Origin of the sequence: Streptomyces sp. NPDC005402 (assembly GCF_040606575.1) — a bacterium.
Classification (GTDB): Bacteria; Actinomycetota; Actinomycetes; order Streptomycetales; family Streptomycetaceae; genus Streptomyces.
In genome coordinates, this window is the sequence record NZ_JBEXFB010000005.1 from 382994 (window position 1) to 403973 (window position 20980).

Sequence of the window (20980 nt, forward strand, 5' to 3'; positions counted from 1 at the left end):
TCACAGGAGCTCCGGCCGCCTCCACTCCTCACCGAGAACATGGTGGTCGAGGAAGTTCAGGGCCGTGTCGTACACGAGCCGCAGGTGGTTCGGGGCTTCGATGCCGTGACCCTCGTCCGGGAAGTACAGGAACGTGGCGGGTACGCCCTGGCGTTGGAGGTCGTGATGGAGGGCCAGGGACTGGCCCACCGGAACCCGGTAGTCCTTGCCGCCGTGCACGATGAGCATCGGTGTCGTCAGGTTCGCCGCGTCGAAGTGGGGCGAGTCCGCCTCGTACCGTTCGCGCCGGGTGCGCGGGTCGCCGAAGATCTCGCGGAAGTACGTGTGCATGTCGGTGTCACCCTGGAAGGCCTCCAGGTTCCACAACCCGGCGTGTGAGACGAGTGCCTTGAAGCGGTCGGTGACGGTCGCGGCGCGGCCCGCGAGGTAGCCGCCGAAGGACCAGCCGGCGAGGGCCGTCCGGCTCGCGTCGAGGTCGGCGCGGGCCAGTGCGGCGTCGGTCAGGGCGATGACGTCGCTGTAGGGCCGGCCGCCGAACCGGCCGCGGCCGCGTTCCTGCATGCGCTGCCCGTATCCGGAGGACAGGGCCGGGTCGGGCAGGAGTACGGCGTAGCCGCGGGCCGCGAAGGGCCAGGGGTTCCACTGCCCGGGCCAGTCGCTCCAGGATCCCTGCGGTCCACCGTGTGCCTCCACCAGGAGTGGTGACGGGTCGTCGGGGCCCGCCCCCTCGGGCAGGACCAGCCAGGCGCGCAGTGCGAAGCCGTCGTCTGCGGTCGTGTGCACCTCGGTCAGTGTGCCGGGGAGGGGGCCGAGGTCACCCGGGGTCTTCAGGAAGGCGGGGTGCTGGTCGGGCTTGGCCGCGTCCAGGCGAACGGCCCGGGGCGGGCTGTCGAGCGCGCTGCGCAGGGCGTACAGCGTGGCGCCGTCCGGCGTCACGCACAGGGAGGTGTAGGCGCCGGACGCGGTGAGGCGGGTGACCGAGCCGTCCGGGTCGCGGCGGAAGACGGGGCAGTGGCCGCGCTCGTCGCCGGTGAACCACAGTGTGGCGTCCCCGGGAACCGGTGAGGGCAGCGCCCGCCCCGGCCAGGGCCAGTTGTCGAAGTCGGGAAGGAGATCCGTCTCGTCGCCGGACACGGGGTCGAGGGCGACGAGGGTGACCTGCCACTCGGTGTCGTACGTCTCCTCCTGCCGGCGTTCGCAGATCAGACGCGTGCCGTCGGCGGTGAAGACCGGGCCGTAGTACTGGTGGCCCGGGCGGGAGAAGGTGCGGAGCTCCGCACCGGTCGAGGCGTCGGCGATCACCACGACGTTCGTGTCCGGGGCGCTGCTCGTCGGGGCCCGCGTATAGGCGACCACCGACCCGTCCGGTGAGAGGGCCGTCTCCCCGGCTCCCGCGAGGCCTTGGCCGCCCGCGTCGATCGGCGGGCCATCACCACGGAGGACGAAGGTGTGCGGTTCCGCGGGGCCGAGGTCCACGCCGTCGGCGCGGGTGGGGGTCGCTTCGTACAGGACCGCGGTGACGCGTGCCCGATCACGCTCCTGGAGCAGGACGGCGTGGCTGTCGGCATCCTTGGCGCCCGGCAGGAGAGCGGCCGTGCAAGCGAGCGTGTGCGAACGAGAGGCGGCGGTGAACGTGGCCATCCCGCCCGGATGGTGGGCGATCCGCTCGGCGTCACCGGCCGTGGTCAGCGCCCACAGCGCCGCCCCCGGCGGCTCCTGCGGGTCACGGTCGGACAGGAACAGCAGGCTGCCGTCGGCGGCGAAGGCGGGGGCGAAGTCGCCCTGGCGGGATCCGGTCACGAGCCGTGGGTCGCGCTCGCCCGCCGGGTCCACCTCCCAGAGCTCCGACACGTACCGGGTCGCATCGCCGTCGAGGGCCTGCATCCACAGGATCAGACGTGTGCCGTCGGGCGCGAGGGCCAGGCCGGTCGGGCGCGGTTGTCCGACGAGGCGATGGTGGAAGGTACGCGGGTCGTTGACCATGGTGGTCATTCTGCCCACGCGGTGCGTCAGGCCGCGAACCCAATTGCGGTGACGAACGCTTACTCTCCCCGCTGGCTGCCCAGATCCACCACGACGTCGTTGACCCACGCCTGGTTGAGCGCGGCGTCGTCGCCCGCGGCCCACGCCCGTACGATGCGGTCCCGGTGACGGGCGTTCAGGGTGCGGTACCTGACGGCCTGTTGGACACAGGGCCGCGGCTCGGACACCACGTCGAGGTCGTCCAGGCCCGCCTCCGCCTCGGCGTCCACCACCATCCTCGCGGAGGGCGCGCCGATCCTCGACGGGCGGCAACGGAACCTCCTGCCTCGCCTCGGCGAGCGGCGCGTCGATCGAGTCGAAGTCGGTCATCGGGCTCCCTCGTCCGGAGCGGCCGCAGGGCGCCCGACACGGCCCGGGAGGCGGCGCCGCCGGGCGGGCAGTGTCTCGGTCGCCCGGGTGGGGCCGGCCAGGAGGTCCAGCGGGTCGATGCCGTAGTGCGCGGCGACCGCGTCGCAGTCGGCGAGGCTCCAGGCGGCGGTACCGGACTGACGGCGGCTCACCTGCGCCTGGCTCACGCCCAGCGCGCCGGCCAGTTCCGTCTGCGACTCACCGGTCGCGTGGAGGAGGGCGGCCACCGCCGACCGCACCCGCTCGTCGAGCGTCATCCGCATGGCGTGGAACCTACCACTCCGGGCGCACTCCCTATGCGTGTCACGCATAGGGAGTGGATCCTCCTTGCATCCTTCTGTGTACGTACACAATCGAATCACCTCACAGAACATCGCTCTTACCTCACAGAAATGCTGCAGACACACGTATTTACAGCTCTGAAGGCACCTCTTACTGTGAGCGTTCACGGAATCCATCCACATGGTCATGTCAGACAAGGAGGTCGGGATGACCGTCATAGGTCCGCGCCGCCTCGTGAGGGCCGCCATGCTCCTGGCGGCCCTCGCCCTGCCCGCATCCCTGCTCACCACGCCCACGAGCGCCGCTGCCGCCGGAACGCTCACCATGCGCGGTGCCGATGTGTCGACCGCGCAGCGCGCCCTCGACCTCGGTGCCAAGTACTACGACGCGAGCGGCACCGCCAGGGACCCGCTGGACATCCTCAAGGGCCTCGGCGTCAACTACGTCCGCCTGCGGGTCTGGAACAACCCCGCCAGCGGCTACAACAACAAGGCCAAGGTGCTGTCGTACGCGAAGCAGGTGAAGGCCAAGGGGCTGAAGCTGCTGGTCGACTTCCACTACTCGGACACCTGGGCCGACCCGGGCAACCAGAACAAGCCCGCGGCATGGGCCGGTCACACCATCAGCCAGCTGCAGACCGACGTCTACAACTACACGTACGACGTCTGCAACAGCCTCAAGTCGCAGGGCACCACCCCGGACAGCGTCCAGATCGGCAACGAGATCAACGTCGGCATGCTGTGGAACGAGGGCAAGGTCGTCAACAACGACTTCACCAACCTCAGCCTGCTGCTCAAGTCGGGCTACAACGCGACCAAGGCGTGCAACAGCGGTACCCAGGTGATCATCCACACCGCCGACGCCGACAGTGACGCCAACGCCCGCTGGTTCTACGACGGCATCAAGGCCAAGGGCGTCAACTGGGACATCACCGGGCTGTCCTACTACTGCCCGTGGCACGGCACGATCGCCAACATGGGCAGTGTCGTGGCCGACATGAAGTCCCGCTACGGCAAGGACGTCATCATCGCCGAGACGGCCTACCCGTTCACCTCGGCCAACGCGGACAGCACCGCCAACTCCATCACGAGCGGCTGCTCGGGCTACCCGCTCTCGTGGCAGGGCCAGGCCGACAACTTCACCGCCGTGCAGAACGCGGCCCGCAGCAACGGCGCGATCGGGGTCTTCTACTGGGAGCCCACCTGGTACGCGGTGACCGGCAACGGCTGGGACCCGGCCGACATCAACAACAGCGGCAACGGCTGGGACAACATGGCGGTCTTCAACTGGACCGGCAATGTGAACCCGAACATCAAGTGGACCCCGTAGGGGACCACTTCGCACAGGATCGGCACCGTCCTCGGGCGGTGCCGTTCGTCGTTGCCCCGGCTTCCCGTAGCGCCGGGTCGGTAATCACCCCCCGCCATGGAGGCAGTGCAGGGGGTCACATTACTCTGGCGTAGCGCCTGAGCGAAGGAAGGAAGCCATGGGGGTCCAACTGGACAGCGGATCGGCGGCCGGTCACGAGTCGCTGGAGTCGATGAGCCTCGAACCGCTCATGACCCGCGACTACGAACGGGATCCGGCGATCGTGTACGAGCGTCTGCGCCGGGCGCACGGCCCGGTCGCGCCGGTCGACCTGCTGGGGGTGCCCGTCTGGCTCGTGCTGGGGTACGAGGAGGCGTACGAGGTCCTCCGCGACGACCACGCCTGGCCCAAGGGGCTCGAGAACTGGCGGGCGCGGCGGGAAGGGCGGCTGCCCGAGGACTGGCCGCTCGCGCCGTCACTGGACGTCAACCATGTGCTGATCCAGGGCGGTGAGGGCTACCGCGGGCTGAAGGTCGCCTGGGACACCGCGCTACGGCCCTTCCAGGACCCCCGGCACCCGGTGGCCAAGCGGCTGAAGGCCCAGATCACCCGTGACGCCGACGAACTGATCTCGCTGTTCACCCAGGGCGGCCGCACCGGTTGGGCGGATCTGTCCGCGCAGTTCGCACGGCCGCTGCCGCTGATGGTCGCCAGCCACCTGCTCGGCTTCCCGGGCTCGCAGCACGACGACGCACTGATGGACATGTGGCGGGTCCTGGACGCCGGCCCGGACGCGGGGCCCGCGCTGGAACGGCTGCTGGCCACCCTGTCGGAGCTCGGCGCGTGGAAGATGAGGGAGCCCGGTGACGACTTCCCCTCCTACCTGCTCGCCTCCCATCCCGGCCTGAGTGTCGAGGAGTTGTCGCGCGAGCTGATGATGCTGCTCGGGATGACCTCGGACCATGTCGGCATCCTGATCTCCAACACGGTCGTCGAGGTCATCACCGGGAACCTCCCCGCGAGCGCCAGCCTGTCGGCGGGGCTGATCAGGGAGACCATGAACCGGGTGGTGATGCAGAAGCCGCCGCTGATCAACTTCGTGCCGCGGTTCCCGCTGAAAGACATGAAGCTCGGCGACTACATCATCGCGGCGGGCGATCCGGTGTGGGTGTCGGTCGGTGCCGCGCACGCGGATCCGGCGTTCGCGGGGAAGGTCTGCCCCGAGTCGACCATCAGCACGCGGGCCCATCTGTCCTGGGGGGCCGGCCCACGGCAGTGCCCGGCCCGGGAACTGGCCGGGGGCGCGGCGGCGATCGGTGTGAGCAGGCTCTTCGAGCGGCTGTCCGGGCTGGAGTTGTCGCTGCCGGTCGACCAGCTGCCGTGGCGTTCCTCGCCGTTCATGCGGGGTCTGCGGTCGCTCCCGGTGCGTTACACACTGTCGGGCACGCCTGCCCTGCCGGTGCCCCCGCTCCCGCCCCTGCCTGCCACGGCGGACTCCGCCTCGGCCGACGAGGCCGCCGTACGGCCGCGTTCGTCGTTGTGGCGCTATCTGGCCGGGCTGGTGCGCGGGCGCTGACGGCTCCTGGAACACCGGAACGGGCCACGGACTCGGACGAGTTCGTGGCCCGTTCTGTGTGCCGGTTCCGGGTCAGCCGGCCGGAGGCGTGCGGATCGCGGCGATGTCGAACTGCAGGCGCACTTTCTCACTGACCATGGCACCGCCCTCGGCGAGCCTGGTGCTGTAGGTCAGGCCCCACTCGGAGCGGTTGATGGTGGTGGTGCCGTCGAAGCCGGCCCGCTGGTAGCCGAACGGGTCGGTGACATGGCCTATGTAGGTGAGTTCCAGGACCACGGGGCGGGTGGTCGCCTTGATGGTGAGGTCGCCGGTCATCCGGTACACGTCGGGGCCGACGACTTCCACGCCGGTGCTGAGGAACCGCATGCGCGGGTAGGTCGCGGCGTCCAGGAAGTCCCGCCCGACGAGGTGGCCGTCGCGCTGTTCCACGCCGGTGTCGACACTGCCGGTGGAGATGATGATCTCCGCCTTCGAGCGGGACGCGTCTCGGCCGTCGAAGTAGAGGCGGCTCTGGTACTCCAGGAACGCCCCGCGCACGGTGGTCACCATGGCGTGGCGTACGGAGAAGCCGATCCTGCTGTGTGCGGGGTCGATGGCCCATTCCCCGGTCAGGGCCGCCAGTCCGGGGTCGGAAAGGACGGCTGTGGCGGTGGCCGACGACCCGGTGGGGGGCTGGGAGACGTCGGCGGTTTCCGTGCGGTCCGTGCGACGGAACATGGTGCCACGGTTGAACAAGTTCATACATCACCTAATTACTGCACGCGAGTTGTTGCCGCAAGCCGTGCTCCGCTGTCGACGAAATATCCACGTGTTCGCCACACGGTTTACGGAAAAGTGGGAGGAAATCGGCTAGTCGACTCCGACAAGGGCGCGCACTTCGAAGTCCTCGTATGTCTCTTCTGCTTCGGGACGGCTGAGTACCGAACCCAGCCAGCCGAGGAGGAAGCCGGCCGGTATGGAGACGATTCCGGGATTCTGCAAGGGAAACCAGGCGAAATCGGCGTCCGGGTAGAGCGAGGCGGGGGCCGAGGAGACGACCGGGGAGAAGACGACGAGAAGGACCGAGGTGAGCAGCCCTCCGCAGAGGCTGAGGAGCGCGCCCTGCGCAGTGAACCGGCGCCAGAAGAGGCTGTAGACGAGGGTCGGGAGGATGGCGGACGCCGCGATGGCGAAGGCGAGGAAGGCGAGGGTCGCGGAGTTGGCGCCCCAGGAGACCAGGGCGAGCAGCATGCCGAGAACGCCGATGACGGCGGCCGCGAGCCGGGCCACGGCCAATTCTTCCGTCTCCGTCGCGCCGCCCTTGCGGATCACCTCGCCGTAGAGGTCGTGGGCGAGAGAGGAGGCGGCGGCCAGGGTGAGGCCCGCGGCGACGGCGAGGAGGGTGACGAAGGCGAGGCAGGACAGCAGGGCGGTCAGGACGGCGCCGCCCAGTTCGTGCGCCAGCAGCAGGACGGCCGCGTTGCCCGTGCGGTCGTTCTCCGCGATGGTGTCGCTGCCCAGGACGGCGGTGGCGCCGAGACCGAGGATGCCGGCCGCCAGGCAGACGAGGCTGACCAGGCCCATGGCCCACACCACCGAGGTGCGCAGGACGTCGACCGACTTCGGGGCGAGCAGGCGCATCATCACGTGCGGGAGGGCGGCGAGGCCGAGCACGATGGCCAACTGGAGGCTGAAGAAGTCGAGTTTGCTGGTGGCGCTGGCTCCGTACCGCAGTCCGGGTTCCAGGAACCGCGCGCCCTGCCCGCTGTTGTCGGCGGCCGCGGCGAGCAGGTTCTCGAAGTTCCAGTCGAAGCGGTGCAGCACCATCACGCCGGCCACGGTGACGCCGCAGATGAGCATGACCGCCTTGACGACCTGGATGAAGGTGGCGCCGGGCATGCCTCCGATGGCGGCGTAGACGATGACGATGGTGCCGATGACGATGACGCACAGGGTGCGGGTGGCGGTGCTGGGTTCGCCGGTGAACTGGGTCAACAGCGCGACGCTGCCGACGAGTTGGGCCACCAGGTAGAGGACGGTGATGGCCAGCGTGCACAGCGCCAGGGCGAGCCGTACCGGCCGCTGCAGGCGCGTCAGGCGTATCGCCAGGGTGTCGCCGAGGGTGAACCTGCCGGTGTTGCGCAGGGGTTCGGCGATCAGCAGCAGGACCATCATCCAGGCGACCGCGGTGCCGCACAGGTAGAGCAGGCCGTCGTAGCCGGTCAGGGCGACCAGTCCGGTGCTGCCCAGGAGGGTCGCGGCCGACAGGTAGTCGCCGCACATCGCCAGCCCGTTGCGCAGCGGGGACATGACGCGGTTGCCGAGGTAGAACTCTCCGATCTCGTCGCGCTGGGGCGCGGTCAGCAATGCGGTGAACAGGGTCACGACGACCACGGACAGGAAGAGCACCAGCGTCAGCTGGAGGCTGAGGCGGTCCACGACGGAGGCGCCGAGCGTCACCATGGGCGGAGCTCCTCGTCGCGGGGGGCCGTGCGCGCCTCGAAGGCCGCGCGTTCGCGTTCCGCGCTCTCATGGTGGCGGACCAGGCCGCGCAGGCCGCGGACCACCGGGGTGACCTGGGTGCGCATGTGCACGAGGTAGCGCCACACGATCACGCCCATCAGCACGAACTGCCCAAGGCCCAGGGCCAGTCCGATCGTGAGATGGCCTCTCACGGCGGTGTTCATCAGGCCGGGCGCGAAGCCGGACAGCAGGACGTACAGCAGGAACCCGCCAACGGCGACGGCCGTGGCCCGGACACCGAAGCGCCGGTGGCCGCGGCGCAGCGACTGGTACGCGGGCCGGCGGGACACCGACTGCCGGTCCGCCGGTTCGGGCCCCGCTTCGTAGGGGCTCGGCGGCCCGCCGAGCCCCATGGAGTGCCGTGACACATGCACCTTCTTTACTGCCGCGCCGGTCGCCGCAACAAAGGCACGCCGGAGTCATGCTCTGTGCGGACGTGTGGGGGATTGGTGAATCTGGAATTCGCGTGATTCGAATTTCGCGCTGGACGACAAGCCTTGTAAGGCGGTCGGCCGGAAGGTCCGGAGTGGGCGACGAGGCCAGGACCGGGATTGTTGCAGCGCCTCCGTTGAACTATCAACCGGCGGGTCGAACCCCATCGCAGAACTGACTGATTCACGTGCTTCGATTCAGGTCCGGGCATCCCCCAGCCTGCGAAGAGGCCGGACTCCGGCATAGGTCTGCACCATCTCTCCGGCCAGGTTGTCTCAAATGCAGCGCGCAGGGTCCGCGCCCGTCGCGCACAGGCCCTTGTCACGCACGGACTAAGGCCGGCCTCCCGAGACTCACCTCGCGCAAACAGAACGGCGTAGGCCTCGGCCCGCGCCGGAGGCGCTGCCATATTCGAAGGCCACTTCGGAGGTGGCTGTGACACTAGAGGTGACGACGACACGTCTGCCCGACCGCACCGCCGACCGCGTCCTCGCGCTCGAAGCCCGCCGAGCGCAGGCCGTGGCCGGGAACAGGCCGAGGAGACGCGGCAAGTTCGGCGCCCGGGAGCGGATCGACCTGCTGCTGGACTCCGGCTCGTTCACCGAGACCGGTCTGTTCGTACGGGCCCGGCCGGCCGGGGACAACGCCCAACGCCCCTACGGGGACGGCGTGATCACCGGGTACGGCACGATCGACGGGCGTCCCGTCTGCGTCTTCTCCCAGGACTCCACGGTCTTCGGGGGCAGCATGGGCGAGGCCTTCGGCGAGAAGACCGTGGCCCTCATGGACCTCGCCCTGAGAACCGGGTGCCCCGTCATCGGGCTCAACGACGGCGGCGGCGCCCGCATCCAGGAGGGCGTCGTCTCGCTCGCCCTCTACGCCGAGCTGGTGCGCCGCAACGTCCAGGCGTCCGGCGTCATCCCGCAGATCTCCGTCGTCCTCGGCCCGTGTGCCGGCGGGGCCGCCTACTCCCCCGCCATCACCGACTTCACCGTGATGGTGGACGGTGCCTCGCACATGTTCGTCACCGGACCCGACGTCATCGAGGCGGTCACCGGGGAGCGCACCAGCGCCGAGGAGCTGGGCGGTGCCCGCACCAGCAACTCCCTCAACGGCAACGCCCACTTCCTGGCCGCCGACGAGACGGAGGCCCTGGACACCGTACGGGAGCTGCTGTCGTACCTGCCCGTCAACAACCTGGAGCGGCCGCCGAGTTACGCTCCCCTACCGCCGCCCGCCGACGTGCCGCTCGACGAGATCGTGCCGGACCGGCTCGGGCAGGCCTACGACATGCGGGACATCCTGCGGGCGGTCGTCGACGACGGTGAACTCCTGGAGGTCCAGGAGCTGTTCGCGCCGAACATCATCTGCGCGCTGGCCCTCGTCGAGGGCACGTCCGTGGGCGTCGTCGCCAACCAGCCGCTGCACGCGGCCGGGGTGCTGGACATCGACGCCTCCGAGAAGGCCGCGCGGTTCGTACGGTTCTGCGACGCGTTCGGCATTCCCCTGCTGACCTTCGCCGATGTGCCCGGCTATCTCTCCGGGGTCCGCCAGGAGCAGGCCGGGATCATCCGGCGCGGCGCCAAGCTGCTGTACGCGTACGCCGAGGCGACCGTGCCGAAGGTGACAGTCGTGGTGCGCAAGGCGTACGGCGGCGGGTACGCGGTGATGGGCTCCAAGCACCTGGGCGCCGACATCAACCTCGCCTGGCCCACCGCGCGGATCGCGGTGATGGGCGCCGAGGGCGCGGTGGGCGTCCTGCACCGGCGTGAACTCGCCGCCTCCGACGACCCCGAGGCGCTGCGGGCCAAGCTCGTGGACGCGTACGAGAGCACCCACGGCACGCCCTATCTCGCCGCCGAGCGCGGCTACGTCGACGCCGTCATCGCCCCGCGCGACACCCGTGCCCACGTCTGCCGTGCCCTGCGTGCGCTGCGCGGCAAGCGTGCCCCGATGCCGGAACGCCGGCACGGCAACATCCCGCTCTGACCTGCCTCGCGAGGAGACCTGCCCGATGGACATCCGCCGTCCCCCGCTCGCCCCCGCGTTCCGGAGTCTGCCGGAGTACGTACGTCACTGGGCCGGGGCCACCCCGGACCGCCGGGCGTTCACCTTCGTCGACCATCCCGCCCCCCACTCACGCGGTGTCCACCGCACCCTGACCTGGCGCCGGCTGGACGTGCGGGTACGGGCGGTGGCCGCCCGGCTCGCCGAGGAGGCCGAGCCCGGGGCGCGGGTCGCGGTGCTCTGCCCCCAGGGGCTGGAATACGTCACCGGGTTCCTCGGAGCCCTCGCGGCCGGAATGGTCGCCGTACCCATGTATCCGCCCGGTCTGCCCGGACACGGCGACCGGCTGGCGGCCGTCCTGGCCGACGCGCGACCGGCGGTGGTCGTGACGACCAGTCAGACCATCGACCAGGTACGGGACTTGTGCGGCGGCACCTCCGCGCGGATCGTCGCCGTGGACCAGGTTCCCGACGCCGCCGCGAGGGAACTGCCGCCGCCCGACGGCGAGATCGCCTACCTCCAGTACACCTCCGGCTCGACGCGCACCCCGGCCGGTGTGGAGATCGGGCACGCCAACGTCGTCGCCAACGCCCGGCAGGCGCTGGGCGCCTACGGCGCCGACGTCCATCCGGTGACCTGTGTGGGCTGGCTGCCGCTCTACCACGACATGGGGCTCGTCCTCAGTGTCGCCGCCCCAGTCGTGCGCGGGGTGCTGTCGGTGCTCATGGACCCGGTGGCCTTCCTGCACGAACCCGCGCGCTGGCTACGGCTGTTGTCCGCGCATCCGCGGGCGCTGAGCGCGGCGCCCAACTTCGCCTATGACTACTGCGCCGCCACGGTGACCGAGGACCAGAAGGCGGATCTGCGGCTGGACGGGATCGTCGCGCTGATCAACGGCAGCGAGCCGGTCCGTCCCACCACGGCCGACCGGTTCCAGGCCGCCTTCGCCGGTCAGGGACTCGTCGCCGAGACCCACTGCCCGTCGTACGGGCTCGCCGAGGCGACCGTCTTCGTCAGCGCCGCCCGGCCCGGGGAGCCGGTGCGCCGGTTCGCCCTGGACCGGGACGCGCTCGCCGAGGGCAAGGCGCTGCCCGCGCGGCCCGACGACCCCAGGGCCGTGCTGCTGGCGGGCTGCGGGACTCCGGTGGGCCAGGAGGTCCGCATCGTCGACCCGGTCTCCGGCGCCCACCTGTCCGAGGGCGAGGTCGGTGAGATCACGGTGCGGGGCCCCAACGTGGGCCGCGGCTACTGGAACCGGGACGAGCAGACCCGCCGCGTCTTCGGCACGGACGGCCGGCTGCGCACCGGTGACCTGGGGACGGTCCTGGAGGGTCAGTTGATCGTCACCGGCCGGCTCAAGGACCTCATTGTCATCGACGGACGCAACCACTATCCGCAGGACCTGGAGGCCACCGTCCAGGACGCGCATCCGGCGGTGCGGCGCGACCGGCTCGCCGCGTTCGGGGTGGCGGGCGGCTCCGGTGAGCGCGTGGTCGTGGTGGCCGAGCACGCGCGGACCACGAGCCTCGCCGAGATCGACGTACCGGCGCTGGTAGGGGCCGTGCGTGCGGCCGTGTCCGGGCGGCACGGGGTGCGGCTCGCCGATGTGCTGCTCGTCCCGCCGGGCACGGTGCCGCGGACGTCGAGCGGCAAGGTGTCGCGGGCGCTGACGCGTGAGCGGTACCTGGCGGGTGCCTACGCGGCGGGCGGCGCCGCGTGAGGGCCGTCGACGCGAGCGCGGTGCGCCGGCTGGTCGCGGAGCGGGTAGCGGTGTGGACCGGTACGCCCGCTGCGGAGGTTCCGATGGACCGGCCGCTGGCGGACCTCGGCATGGCCTCGCGGGACGCGGTCGTGCTGGCCGGGGACCTCTCGCGGCTGACGGGACGGGAGCTGCCGCCGACGTTGCTGTGGGAGGCGCCCACCGGGGAGGCTCTGATCGCCCACCTGTGCCCTACGCCGTCGCTGACCACGGCGTCTGCGCCGGCCACGGCGGCTTCCCCTTCGGAGCCCGTCGCCGTCATCGGCCTCGGCTGCCGTCTTCCCGGCGGGGTCCACGGCCCTGCGGACTACTGGCGGCTGCTGACGGACGGCGTCGACGCGATCGGACGGGTTCCCGAGGACCGTTGGCGCGACTTCACCCCCTTCCCGCCCGAGGACGCACCGCGGTACGGCGGCTATCTCGACGACATCGCCGGGTTCGACGCGGACTTCTTCCGGATCACTCCGCGCGAGGCCGCCGTGATGGACCCGCAGCAGCGGATCCTCCTTGAGGTCGTCCACGAGGCCCTCGCCCACGCCGCCGTCCCGGCCGCCTCCCTCGCGGGCACCGCCACCGGCGTCTTCGTCGGGGTCTCCGCTCCGGAGTACGGCTCGCTCACCGGCGCCGACCCGGCGGCCGTCGATCCCTGGGCGCCGGCGGGCGGTGCGCTGAGCGTGACCGCGGGCCGGCTGGCGTATGTGCTGGACACCCGTGGGCCGAGCATGGCCGTGGACACCGCCTGCTCCTCCTCGCTGGTCGCCGTGCACCACGCCTGCGTGAGCCTGCGCACCGGCGAGAGCGACACGGCGATCGCCGCGGGCGTCAACCTGCTGCTCTCCCCCACCGTCACCATGGCGTTCCGGCGGGCGGGCGCCCTCGCGCCGGACGGACGCTGCAAACCGTTCTCGCCGGACGCCGACGGCATCGGGCGCGGTGAGGGCTGTGCGGCCGTACTCCTGAAGCGGTTGTCCGACGCCGAGCGGGACGGCGACCGCGTCCTCGCCGTCATCCGCGCCACGGCCGTCAACTCCGACGGCCGTTCCAACGGCCTCCTCGCCCCCAACCCGGTCGCCCAGCAAGCCCTGTTGACCACCGCGTACGCGCGGGCCGGACTCACCCCCGGCCACGTCGACTACGTCGAGGCGCACGGCACCGGCACCCCCCTCGGCGATCCGATCGAGGCGGGCGCGCTCGGCGCGGTGCTCGGCGCGGGCCGCGACCCCGACCAGCCGCTGCTGCTCGGTTCCGTGAAGTCCAACCTGGGGCACCTGGAGTCCGCCGCGGGCATCGCCGGGCTGGTGAAGACCGTGCTCGCCCTGCACCACGACGTCATCCCACCGTCCCTGCACTGCGCCGAAGGCAGCGCCCTGGACGACGGACGACTGCGTGTGGTCACCGAGGGCGAACCCTGGCCGCGCTACGGCGGTACGGCCGTCGCCGGGGTCTCCGGTTTCGGGTTCGGCGGCACCAACGCCCATGCCGTACTGGAGGAATGGCGGCCCGGCGTCCTGCCCGCGCACCCGGCCGAGGAACCCGGCGCCCGGCTCCATCTCCTGTCCGACGTGGACGAGGGGCGGCTGCGGGACACCGCCACCCGGCTGGCCGACTGGCTCCGGACGGCGACCGCGCACCCCGCCGACGTGGCCCGCACCCTGGCCGGACGGACCGGCCGCGGGAATGTGCGGGCGGCGGTGGTCGCACGGGACCGCGCCGCACTCTCGGACGGACTCAACGCGTTGGCGCAGGGGCGCGCGCACGGGCAGGTCGTGACCGGTGAGCGGGATCTCGTGGGGCCCGGCCCGGTGTGGGTCTTCTCCGGCTACGGCAGCCAGTGGGCCGGCATGGGACGCCGGCTGCTGGCCGAGGAGCCCGCCTTCGCCGCCGCCGTGGAGAAGCTCGACGCGGAGTGCGGACTGTCCCTGTACGACCGTCTCGCGTCCGGGAGTGAGTTCGACCGGCTGGACGTGGCACAGCCCGTCCTGTTCGGACTCCAGGTGGCGCTGGCCGAGTTGTGGCGCTCCTACGGCGTCGAACCCGCCGCCGTCATCGGCCACTCCCTGGGCGAGGTGGCCGCCGCGGTGTGCGCGGGCGCCCTGGACGTGTCGGAGGGCGCCCGGATCGTCACCGTACGGGCCCGGCTGCTCAGCCGGCTCCGAGGCGGGGCCATGGCGGTCGTCGACCTCGACGACGCTGAACTCGACGCCCTGGCCCGGGACTTCCCCGGTGTGCATGTCGCCGTCCACTCCTCGCCCGGACAGAAGGTCGTCACCGGCGAGGAACCGGCGGTGGCGCGACTCGTGCGGTGGCTGGAGGGGCAGGGGCGGGCCGCGCGGTCCATGCGGGTGGTCGGAGCCGGGCACTCGCCGCAAGTGGAGCCGTTGCTGGCCGAGTTGGCCGAGTCTCTGGCCGACATCGGGGGCAGAGCGCCTCGCGTGCCCGTCTACTCCACCGTGCTGGACGATCCGCGCGGCGACAGCCTGTTCGACGCCGCTCACTGGGCCGCGAACCTTCGGCGGCCCGTACGGCTGGACCGGGCCGTCGCCGCGGCCGCCGCCGACGGCCACACCGCGTTCGTCGAGATCTCCCCCCACCCGGTCCTGAGCCGGGCCGTCACCGAGAACGCGCCCGGTGTCCTCGCGATCGGCACGCTCCGGCGGGACGCCGACCGGTGCGCCGACTTCCTCACCCAGGTGGGCGCCCTGTACTGCGCGGGCGGGCGGCTGCCGCTGCCGCCTGGACGGGTCGTCGACGTGCCCGCGCCGCGCTGGAGGCATGTCCGGCACTGGTGGACGGACGGACGGGGAGCGGCGCGGACGGAGGTGCCCACGGACGGGCGGAGCGCCGCTTCCCCGGAGGCGCGGGGCAAGGAGGTGCACGCCGGGGAGGACACCTCCGTCGCCGCCCGCCTGTGCCATCACATCGCCGCCGTCACCGGTCATCCCGTCGGCCGTGTCACGCCCGCGACCGCGCTGGCCGACCTCGGGCTGGACTCGCTGATGGCGGTCCGTATCCGCACGGCCCTGGAGCGCGAGTTCGCCGTCGAGCTGCCGCTGCGCGACCTGCTCGGCGCCACCACGGTCCAGGAGGCGGCCGACCGTGTCCGCACCGGCCCGGTACGCCCGCTGCGCGTCACCGGCAGCCGCCCCCCGCTCTTCCTCGTGCACGCCGCCGGGGGAACCACCGACGTCTACCGGGCGCTTGCCGAACGCCTGGGCGACGAGCGGCCGGTGTACGGTCTCGAACGCCTCGAAGACGCCCCGACGGTGACCGAGAAAGCGCGCCGCTACGCCGAGGCCGTCGCCGCGATACACCCCGACGGGCCCTGTCTGCTGGGCGGTTGGTCCTTCGGCGGTTTCGTCGCCCAGGAGACCGCGCGGCAACTCACCGCCGCGGGCCGGGACGTGCAGCTCGTGATCCTCATCGACTCCGTACGGCCGCTCCCCCAGCCGGACCGCACGCCGGCCGACCGGCTCCGCGCCCACTTCGAGGGGTTCGCCCGCCACGTCCGCGATGCCTACGGGGTCCCGCTGGAGCTGCCGTACGACGACCTCCTCGCGATGGACGACGACGGTGAGCGCATCGACACCGTGCTGGGGATCCTGCGCGCGTCCGCCGACGTACCGGCCGCCGCCCTGGAGCACCAGCGCTCCTCCTACCTGGACCTGAGGATCGGCGAGGCCCACGGGCCGGGCCGCTACGACGGGCGGGTGGTCCTGTACCGGGCCACGGAGCCCGCGCCGCACACCGTGCGTGACCCCGCCTACGAACGCGACGACCAGCCGCTGGGCTGGGACGAGGTGTGCCCGCGTCTGACCGTCGTACCGGTCGCGGGACACCACCTGTCGCTGCTCGACCCGCCGCACGTCGACGAGATCGCCGCCCACCTCGGGCACGAGCTCGCCGCAGGGACCCGCTGAACGTGATCCTAGGAGAGCCGCCATGCACCGTCGCACCACCGGAGTGTCCCGACGTACCGTCACCAAGGCCGCGGCCGGTGCCGGTCTGGCCGTCCTGTTCGGCGCCCGGACCGCCTCCGCGCTGGGGTCACGCGTCAAGGACATGTCCGTGTCCTCCGCCGCGCTCGGCCGCAGCGCCCCCGTGCGGCTGATCCTGCCGTCGGGGTTCGACGCGGAGCCCACCCGCACCTACCCCGTCCTGTATCTGCTGCACGGCGCCCACGACGACTACACGTCCTGGACCCGGGAGACGGACATAGAGGCCTTCACCGAGGGCCGGAACCTGATCGTGGCGATGCCCGACGCGGGGCCCACGGGCATTCCCACCGCCTGGCGCGGCGGGCCCGACTACGAGACCTTCCAGCTGAAGGAGGTCCAGGCCCTGCTCGCCCGCGACTACCGGGCCTCCGGTGTACGGGTCGTCGCGGGGGTGTCCACCGGCGGTTACGGTGCCATGGCGCACGCGGCACGCCACCCGGGGATGTTCACGGCCGCGGCCTCCTACAGCGGGATCCTCGACACCATGGCGCCCGGTGTACCCCCTCTCGTGGACGCCATCGTGGCCCGGGAGAACCTGGTGCCCACCTCGCTGTGGGGCAATCCGTTCCTGAACCTGCTCACCTGGCGCGACTTCAACCCGCGGGACCGGGCGACGGGGCTGCGCGGCACCGCCCTGTACGTCTCCAGCGGCAGCGGACTGGCGGGGGGCACGGGCGACTGGCTGCCCGAGGCGCTGGAGAGCACCCTGTGGCCCTCCGCGCACAGCTTCACCGACACGCTCGCGCTGCTGCGGATCCCGGTCACCACGCACTTCTACGCAGGAGGAGGGCACAGCTGGGCCTACTGGAAGCAGGAGTTCACCGCGTCGTGGCCGATGCTCGCCCGAGGGCTGGGGGTGCCGCAGTGATGTCGGTACCGTCGGGGCACGGAACGCAACGCAGGGGTCGTCCGTCCAACACAGGACTCACCCCTCGTCCCACGGGCAACGGCCCGCGGGTGAGCCGCTTCCGGGTGAAAGGAGGGCCCCCCTTGGCCACCCCCGTCCCGCACGGCGGTCCCGAGAACCTCGACACCGCCCCCGTACCGCCCGACCTCGCCGAACTGCTGCGCTCCCAGCTGGAGGAGGTCGCCGACGAGGTCGAGGAGGAGGTCCGCCGACAGGTGCCCGAGTACGCGCGCCCGGCTGACGGCACCTACCGCGAACACCTCAGAGCGGGCGTGGTGCAGGCGCTGACCCTGTTCGTCGACCACATCGCCGACCCGCGTGGCCACGGGGACGCGATCGCGGCGACGTACTACGAACTCGGGCGCGGCGAGGCCCTGGAGGGGCGCAGCCTGGACGCGTTGCAGTCGGCGCTGCGGGTCGGGGGGCTGCACGCCTGGCGGCTGATGGGCCGTACGGCGGAGGAGCTCGGCCTCGACTCCGCGGCGGTCACGGCGCTGGGCGAGCTCGCCTTCCGCACCGTGCACGAGGTGGCCGAGGCGGCGGCGGCCGGATACTCCGAGGCCCGCTCGCACAACACGGACGAACTGGAACGCCGGCGCAGACGCCTGCTGGACCTGCTGCTCGGTGAAGGGCCGGTCGCCCAGGCGGCGGTGCAGGATCTGGCGCACGGTGCCCGGTGGTCGGTGCCGAGGCAGGTCGCGGTCGTCGCGCTCGCGGCCACCCCGGACCAGCGGGAGGAGGACTGGCCGCTGGCCGCCGCGGGCGCACTGGTGGACATGGAGTCGCGACCGCCGCGGATGCTGATCCCGGACCCGGACGGCTCCGGGCGTTTCGGCGGCCGGGCGTTCAGCCTCGCGTTGCGCGGACGGCCCGCCGCGATCGGGCCGACAGTGCCGCTCGCGCAGGCCGCCCAGTCGCTGCGCTGGGCCACCCGGGCGCTGGGGTTGATGGGGCGCGGGATCCTCCCCCGGCAGGGAGTGGTGCGCTGCGCGGACCACCTGTCGACGCTGCTGCTGCACAGCGACGAGCCGATGCTCGACCAGCTGCGGGCGCGGGCCCTCGCACCGCTCGACACGGTGTCGGAGGGGCAGCGGGAACGGCTCGCCGAGACGCTGCTGGCATGGCTGCTCAGCGGCAGCAATGTGCCCGACGTCGCCACCCGTCTCCATGTGCATCCGCAGACCGTGCGTTATCGGCTGCGTCAGCTGGAGAAAGTCTTCGGTGACGCACTGCACGATCCCGGTTCCCGTCTGGACCTCATTCTGGCACTCACCACCGCACAAAAGAACGAGGAATTACTGAATTCCCGTCCATAACACCGGACACGGCCAAGCGAATAAGTTCGGGACATCCTTTCCACAGGCGTTTCACACGCCCCACCCTCAAAGGATCCCCCCATGCGTATTCGCTTGTGCCTCGCCGCGCTCTCGCTGATCGGCGGGGCGTCGGTGGCCACCGTCGCAGCACCTCCGGCATCCGCCGCGGCCTGCTCGGACATCGACGTCGTCGCTGCTCGCGGCACGTTCGAGCCGGGCAATCTCGGCCTGATCGTCGGCGACCCGGTGTACTCCGCCCTGCAGAGGAAACTCACGGGCCGGAGTGTGACCAGCTACAAGGTGAACTACCCCGCGGACCTCTCTCTCACCTCGGCCGCGCAGGGCAACGCGGATCTGGTGAACCACGTGAACAGCCAGGCCTCCTCGTGCCCCAACCAGCGATTCATTCTGGTCGGCTATTCGCAGGGCGCGAACGTCGTCGACAACTCGATCGGCATCAGCAGCGCCGGTGCGGTGGTCGGCAGTCCCATCGTGGCCACCATTCCCGCCGCGCTTCAGTCACGGGTGGCCGCGGTGCTGCTGTTCGGCAACCCGATCCGGGCGATCGGCAAGAGCGTCACCGGCACCTACCAGAGCCGCACCATCGACTTCTGCGCCAAGGGCGACCCCGTCTGCGAGGCGGGCGGCAACGACACGCTGGCCCACCTCGGCTACACGGCGAACGCCGACGCGGCGGCGACCTTCGCCGCGGGCAAGGTCTGAGCGGATCGACGGCATACGGAAGGGCCCGGGAGGAACGCCTCCCGGGCCCTTCTACACGCCGTCGGGGCTATCGAGGTGTGCGGGCGAACTGCGTGAGGGCGGTGGACACCGGCTCGGGCCGGCCGTTGTTCTGTACCGGCGCCGCCGTCAGCACGTCGAGGTGCTGGTAGCCGTCCGCGACCACGGGGTGCAGATCGGCGGGAACCCGCCCGGCGAGCAGTCCGTCGCCCGCGAGGACCGTGAGCGTCGGGTTGGCGGTGAGCCCGTCCGGATGCACGACGAGCCTCTTGATCTGCGGGGAGGTGGCCAGTTCGAGGTCGGTGACGAGTTTGGTCGGGAAGTACTGCTCGGTGAAGTCCAGCGGCTGTGCGGCCATGCTGCGCGCCAGCTCCTGGATGTCGGTGACCTCCTTGCCCGCGGCGGTGAACGGCGTCCCGTCCGACGACCGGTACCCGGGGTCGTCCGCGTCGCCGACCCGGTCGTAGTTGCGCCAGGTGTAGAGCGGACCGTGCGGCACGGCCGGGATGGCCTTGTACTCGGTGCCGAAGAGGCCAGGCTGCGCCGAACTCCCGTTGGCCGCCGGGAAGTTCTTGTCGGTGATCGGACCACCGTCGAAGAAGCCGACGCTGCTCTGCAGGAAGGCGAGCGGTACGGACTGGTCGTCCATCAGCGAGCCGAGCACCGCCTGGTTGGTGAGCCGGAAGTCCTTCACCGCGGGTGAGCCGGTGAGGAAGGTGGCGGTGTCCTTGGAGAACAGGAAGCGGTTGGTGGCCTCGATGTTGGTGTTGGCGGGCAGATAGCTCGGCAGGTCGGCCTCGCCGCCCGGGGCCTGCAGGGCACCGACGCCCGCGATGGCGAGCAGGGTCATGGTCTCGGGGTTGAGCAGGACGGGCGCGGACAGCGAGCGCGGGAGCAGTCCGCTGTCGAGTCCCGCCTGCACGACGCCGTATCCGAGGCCCACGTCCGGCAGGTTGGTGTCGTCCGGGATGCTGCCGCTCAGGTCGCCGAGGGAGGTGGAGACGGTGGTGTCCAGGGCGAAGTAGCCGGCGCACTGGTTCTGGCCGGCGTCGGCGGTGGTGGCGGGGTCGCCGTCGAAGTCGGCGGCGGCGAAGTAGCCGGTGATGACACCGCCGAGCGAATGGCCGCCGCACAGCACCTTGCCCTTGCGGACGTTCTGGTCGGGCAGCTCGGCGGTGAGCAGGTCGTATTCGTCGCGTACGGTCTGCTCGATGCCGAGCTTCGCCATCCACCCGAGCTTGTCGTTGCCGGCGAACCCGGCGAAGGTGCGGCCCTGGACCTGCTTGCCGCGGTAGTAGTAGTCGACGGCGGTGTGCTGGTCGCCGGAGGCGATTCCGGTGCGGTCCTCCAGGCAGTTGGAGCGCCGGTCCAGGGCCCAGAACTCGATGTGCCGGCCCTGCTCGGCGGCGCGGGTCACGGTGTTGCGGGCGACGCTGTCGAAGGCTCCGGCGCCCTCCAGGATGCCCGGCTGGGCGATCAGGACCCGGTCGGCGTCGGCCGAGGACGCGGGTCCTGCCGAGGACCGGTAGCGCAGGTACGACAGCCAGTCGCACGCCGCGGGCCGGGCACCGAAGGACGCCGGCAGGGGTGCTTTCACCCGCACCACGCTCTCGGTGACGCCGGCGCTCGTGCCCACGGCCGTCTCGGTTCTCGCGCTGTCTCCCTGGGCGTTCGGGGACGACACGGTGAACGCCCCGGTGGTCAGCAGCACCGCCAGCGCTGCGGTGCGCCACCTGTTTCCTCTGCTGCGACTCGTGTTCATGC

Annotated in this window: 15 protein-coding genes; 8 read left to right on the top strand and 7 right to left on the bottom strand. The window is 71.4% G+C overall.

All coding sequences use genetic code 11. From position 1 onward, the window contains the following. The 3 genes from ABZT02_RS12465 to ABZT02_RS12475 all read right to left on the bottom strand — a co-directional run bounded on the left by ABZT02_RS12465 (position 1) and on the right by ABZT02_RS12475 (position 2654). Positions 1 to 1983 carry a prolyl oligopeptidase family serine peptidase gene (locus tag ABZT02_RS12465; RefSeq protein ID WP_356016916.1) on the bottom strand — a complete coding sequence of 661 codons (1983 nt, stop codon included), beginning with the start codon at positions 1981 to 1983 and terminating at the stop codon, positions 1 to 3. A 59-nt stretch (positions 1984 to 2042) separates the two neighbouring features. Continuing rightward, on the bottom strand, positions 2043 to 2252 hold the full coding sequence (locus ABZT02_RS12470) for a hypothetical protein (RefSeq protein ID WP_356016918.1): 210 nt from the start codon (positions 2250 to 2252) through the stop codon (positions 2043 to 2045). A gap of 96 nt (positions 2253 to 2348) precedes the next feature. Beyond that, positions 2349 to 2654: a helix-turn-helix transcriptional regulator gene (locus ABZT02_RS12475; protein WP_356016920.1), complete on the bottom strand. Its 306-nt coding sequence runs from the start codon at positions 2652 to 2654 to the stop codon at positions 2349 to 2351. Positions 2655 to 2880: 226 nt separating this feature from the next. Here ABZT02_RS12475 and ABZT02_RS12480 point away from each other — a divergent pair, with 226 nt between their 5' ends. Then, the gene (locus ABZT02_RS12480; RefSeq protein ID WP_356016922.1) at positions 2881 to 4002 is read left to right on the top strand and encodes a glycosyl hydrolase 53 family protein; all 1122 of its coding nucleotides are present in this window, start codon (positions 2881 to 2883) and stop codon (positions 4000 to 4002) included. 157 nt (positions 4003 to 4159) lie between these two features. Beyond that, on the top strand, positions 4160 to 5557 hold the full coding sequence (locus ABZT02_RS12485) for a cytochrome (protein ID WP_356016924.1): 1398 nt from the start codon (positions 4160 to 4162) through the stop codon (positions 5555 to 5557). 72 nt (positions 5558 to 5629) lie between these two features. Here ABZT02_RS12485 and ABZT02_RS12490 read toward each other — a convergent pair whose 3' ends face one another. The 3 genes from ABZT02_RS12490 to ABZT02_RS12500 all read right to left on the bottom strand — a co-directional run bounded on the left by ABZT02_RS12490 (position 5630) and on the right by ABZT02_RS12500 (position 8427). Further along, positions 5630 to 6298 (bottom strand): YceI family protein, encoded by a 669-nt coding sequence (locus ABZT02_RS12490; RefSeq protein WP_356016926.1) that lies wholly within the window; start codon positions 6296 to 6298, stop codon positions 5630 to 5632. Between the two features lie 108 nt (positions 6299 to 6406). Next, on the bottom strand, positions 6407 to 7999 hold the full coding sequence (locus ABZT02_RS12495; protein WP_356016928.1) for a cation acetate symporter: 1593 nt from the start codon (positions 7997 to 7999) through the stop codon (positions 6407 to 6409). Then, positions 7993 to 8427: a DUF485 domain-containing protein gene (locus ABZT02_RS12500; RefSeq protein ID WP_356016930.1), complete on the bottom strand. Its 435-nt coding sequence runs from the start codon at positions 8425 to 8427 to the stop codon at positions 7993 to 7995. Before ABZT02_RS12500 ends, ABZT02_RS12495 begins: the two co-directional genes overlap by 7 nt. 511 nt (positions 8428 to 8938) lie before the next feature. Between ABZT02_RS12500 and ABZT02_RS12505 the strand changes: the two genes are divergently transcribed. The 6 genes from ABZT02_RS12505 (at position 8939) to ABZT02_RS12530 (ending at position 19198) form a co-directional block, all read left to right on the top strand. Then, positions 8939 to 10480 carry an acyl-CoA carboxylase subunit beta gene (locus tag ABZT02_RS12505; protein ID WP_356016932.1) on the top strand — a complete coding sequence of 514 codons (1542 nt, stop codon included), beginning with the start codon at positions 8939 to 8941 and terminating at the stop codon, positions 10478 to 10480. Between the two features lie 25 nt (positions 10481 to 10505). Further along, positions 10506 to 12218, top strand: coding sequence for a fatty acyl-AMP ligase (locus ABZT02_RS12510; protein WP_356016934.1), 1713 nt, complete (start codon positions 10506 to 10508; stop codon positions 12216 to 12218). Next, on the top strand, positions 12215 to 16174 hold the full coding sequence (locus ABZT02_RS12515) for a beta-ketoacyl synthase N-terminal-like domain-containing protein (RefSeq protein WP_356016936.1): 3960 nt from the start codon (positions 12215 to 12217) through the stop codon (positions 16172 to 16174). Before ABZT02_RS12510 ends, ABZT02_RS12515 begins: the two co-directional genes overlap by 4 nt. Before the next feature lie 22 nt (positions 16175 to 16196). Beyond that, a complete protein-coding gene (locus tag ABZT02_RS12520; RefSeq protein WP_356016938.1) occupies positions 16197 to 17120 on the top strand; it encodes an alpha/beta hydrolase family protein in 924 nt (307 codons plus the stop codon). A gap of 122 nt (positions 17121 to 17242) precedes the next feature. Further along, positions 17243 to 18475, top strand: coding sequence for a helix-turn-helix domain-containing protein (locus ABZT02_RS12525; RefSeq protein ID WP_356016940.1), 1233 nt, complete (start codon positions 17243 to 17245; stop codon positions 18473 to 18475). Positions 18476 to 18556: 81 nt separating this feature from the next. Further along, positions 18557 to 19198 (top strand): cutinase family protein, encoded by a 642-nt coding sequence (locus tag ABZT02_RS12530; protein ID WP_356016942.1) that lies wholly within the window; start codon positions 18557 to 18559, stop codon positions 19196 to 19198. 67 nt (positions 19199 to 19265) lie between these two features. Here ABZT02_RS12530 and ABZT02_RS12535 read toward each other — a convergent pair whose 3' ends face one another. After that, positions 19266 to 20978 (bottom strand): hypothetical protein, encoded by a 1713-nt coding sequence (locus ABZT02_RS12535; RefSeq protein ID WP_356016944.1) that lies wholly within the window; start codon positions 20976 to 20978, stop codon positions 19266 to 19268. Positions 20979 to 20980: the final 2 nt, after the last annotated feature.

Bases quoted from the DNA above. Each gene is read 5' to 3' on its own strand.
- ABZT02_RS12465 (WP_356016916.1), bottom strand. From the start codon at position 1,983: ATGGTCAACGACCCGCGTACCTTCCACCATCGCCTCGTCGGACAACCG.
- ABZT02_RS12475 (WP_356016920.1), bottom strand. From the start codon at position 2,654: ATGCGGATGACGCTCGACGAGCGGGTGCGGTCGGCGGTGGCCGCCCTC.
- ABZT02_RS12480 (WP_356016922.1), top strand. From the start codon at position 2,881: ATGACCGTCATAGGTCCGCGCCGCCTCGTGAGGGCCGCCATGCTCCTG.
- ABZT02_RS12485 (WP_356016924.1), top strand. From the start codon at position 4,160: ATGGGGGTCCAACTGGACAGCGGATCGGCGGCCGGTCACGAGTCGCTG.
- ABZT02_RS12490 (WP_356016926.1), bottom strand. From the start codon at position 6,298: ATGAACTTGTTCAACCGTGGCACCATGTTCCGTCGCACGGACCGCACG.
- ABZT02_RS12495 (WP_356016928.1), bottom strand. From the start codon at position 7,999: ATGGTGACGCTCGGCGCCTCCGTCGTGGACCGCCTCAGCCTCCAGCTG.
- ABZT02_RS12510 (WP_356016934.1), top strand. From the start codon at position 10,506: ATGGACATCCGCCGTCCCCCGCTCGCCCCCGCGTTCCGGAGTCTGCCG.
- ABZT02_RS12520 (WP_356016938.1), top strand. From the start codon at position 16,197: ATGCACCGTCGCACCACCGGAGTGTCCCGACGTACCGTCACCAAGGCC.
- ABZT02_RS12530 (WP_356016942.1), top strand. From the start codon at position 18,557: ATGCGTATTCGCTTGTGCCTCGCCGCGCTCTCGCTGATCGGCGGGGCG.
- ABZT02_RS12535 (WP_356016944.1), bottom strand. From the start codon at position 20,978: ATGAACACGAGTCGCAGCAGAGGAAACAGGTGGCGCACCGCAGCGCTG.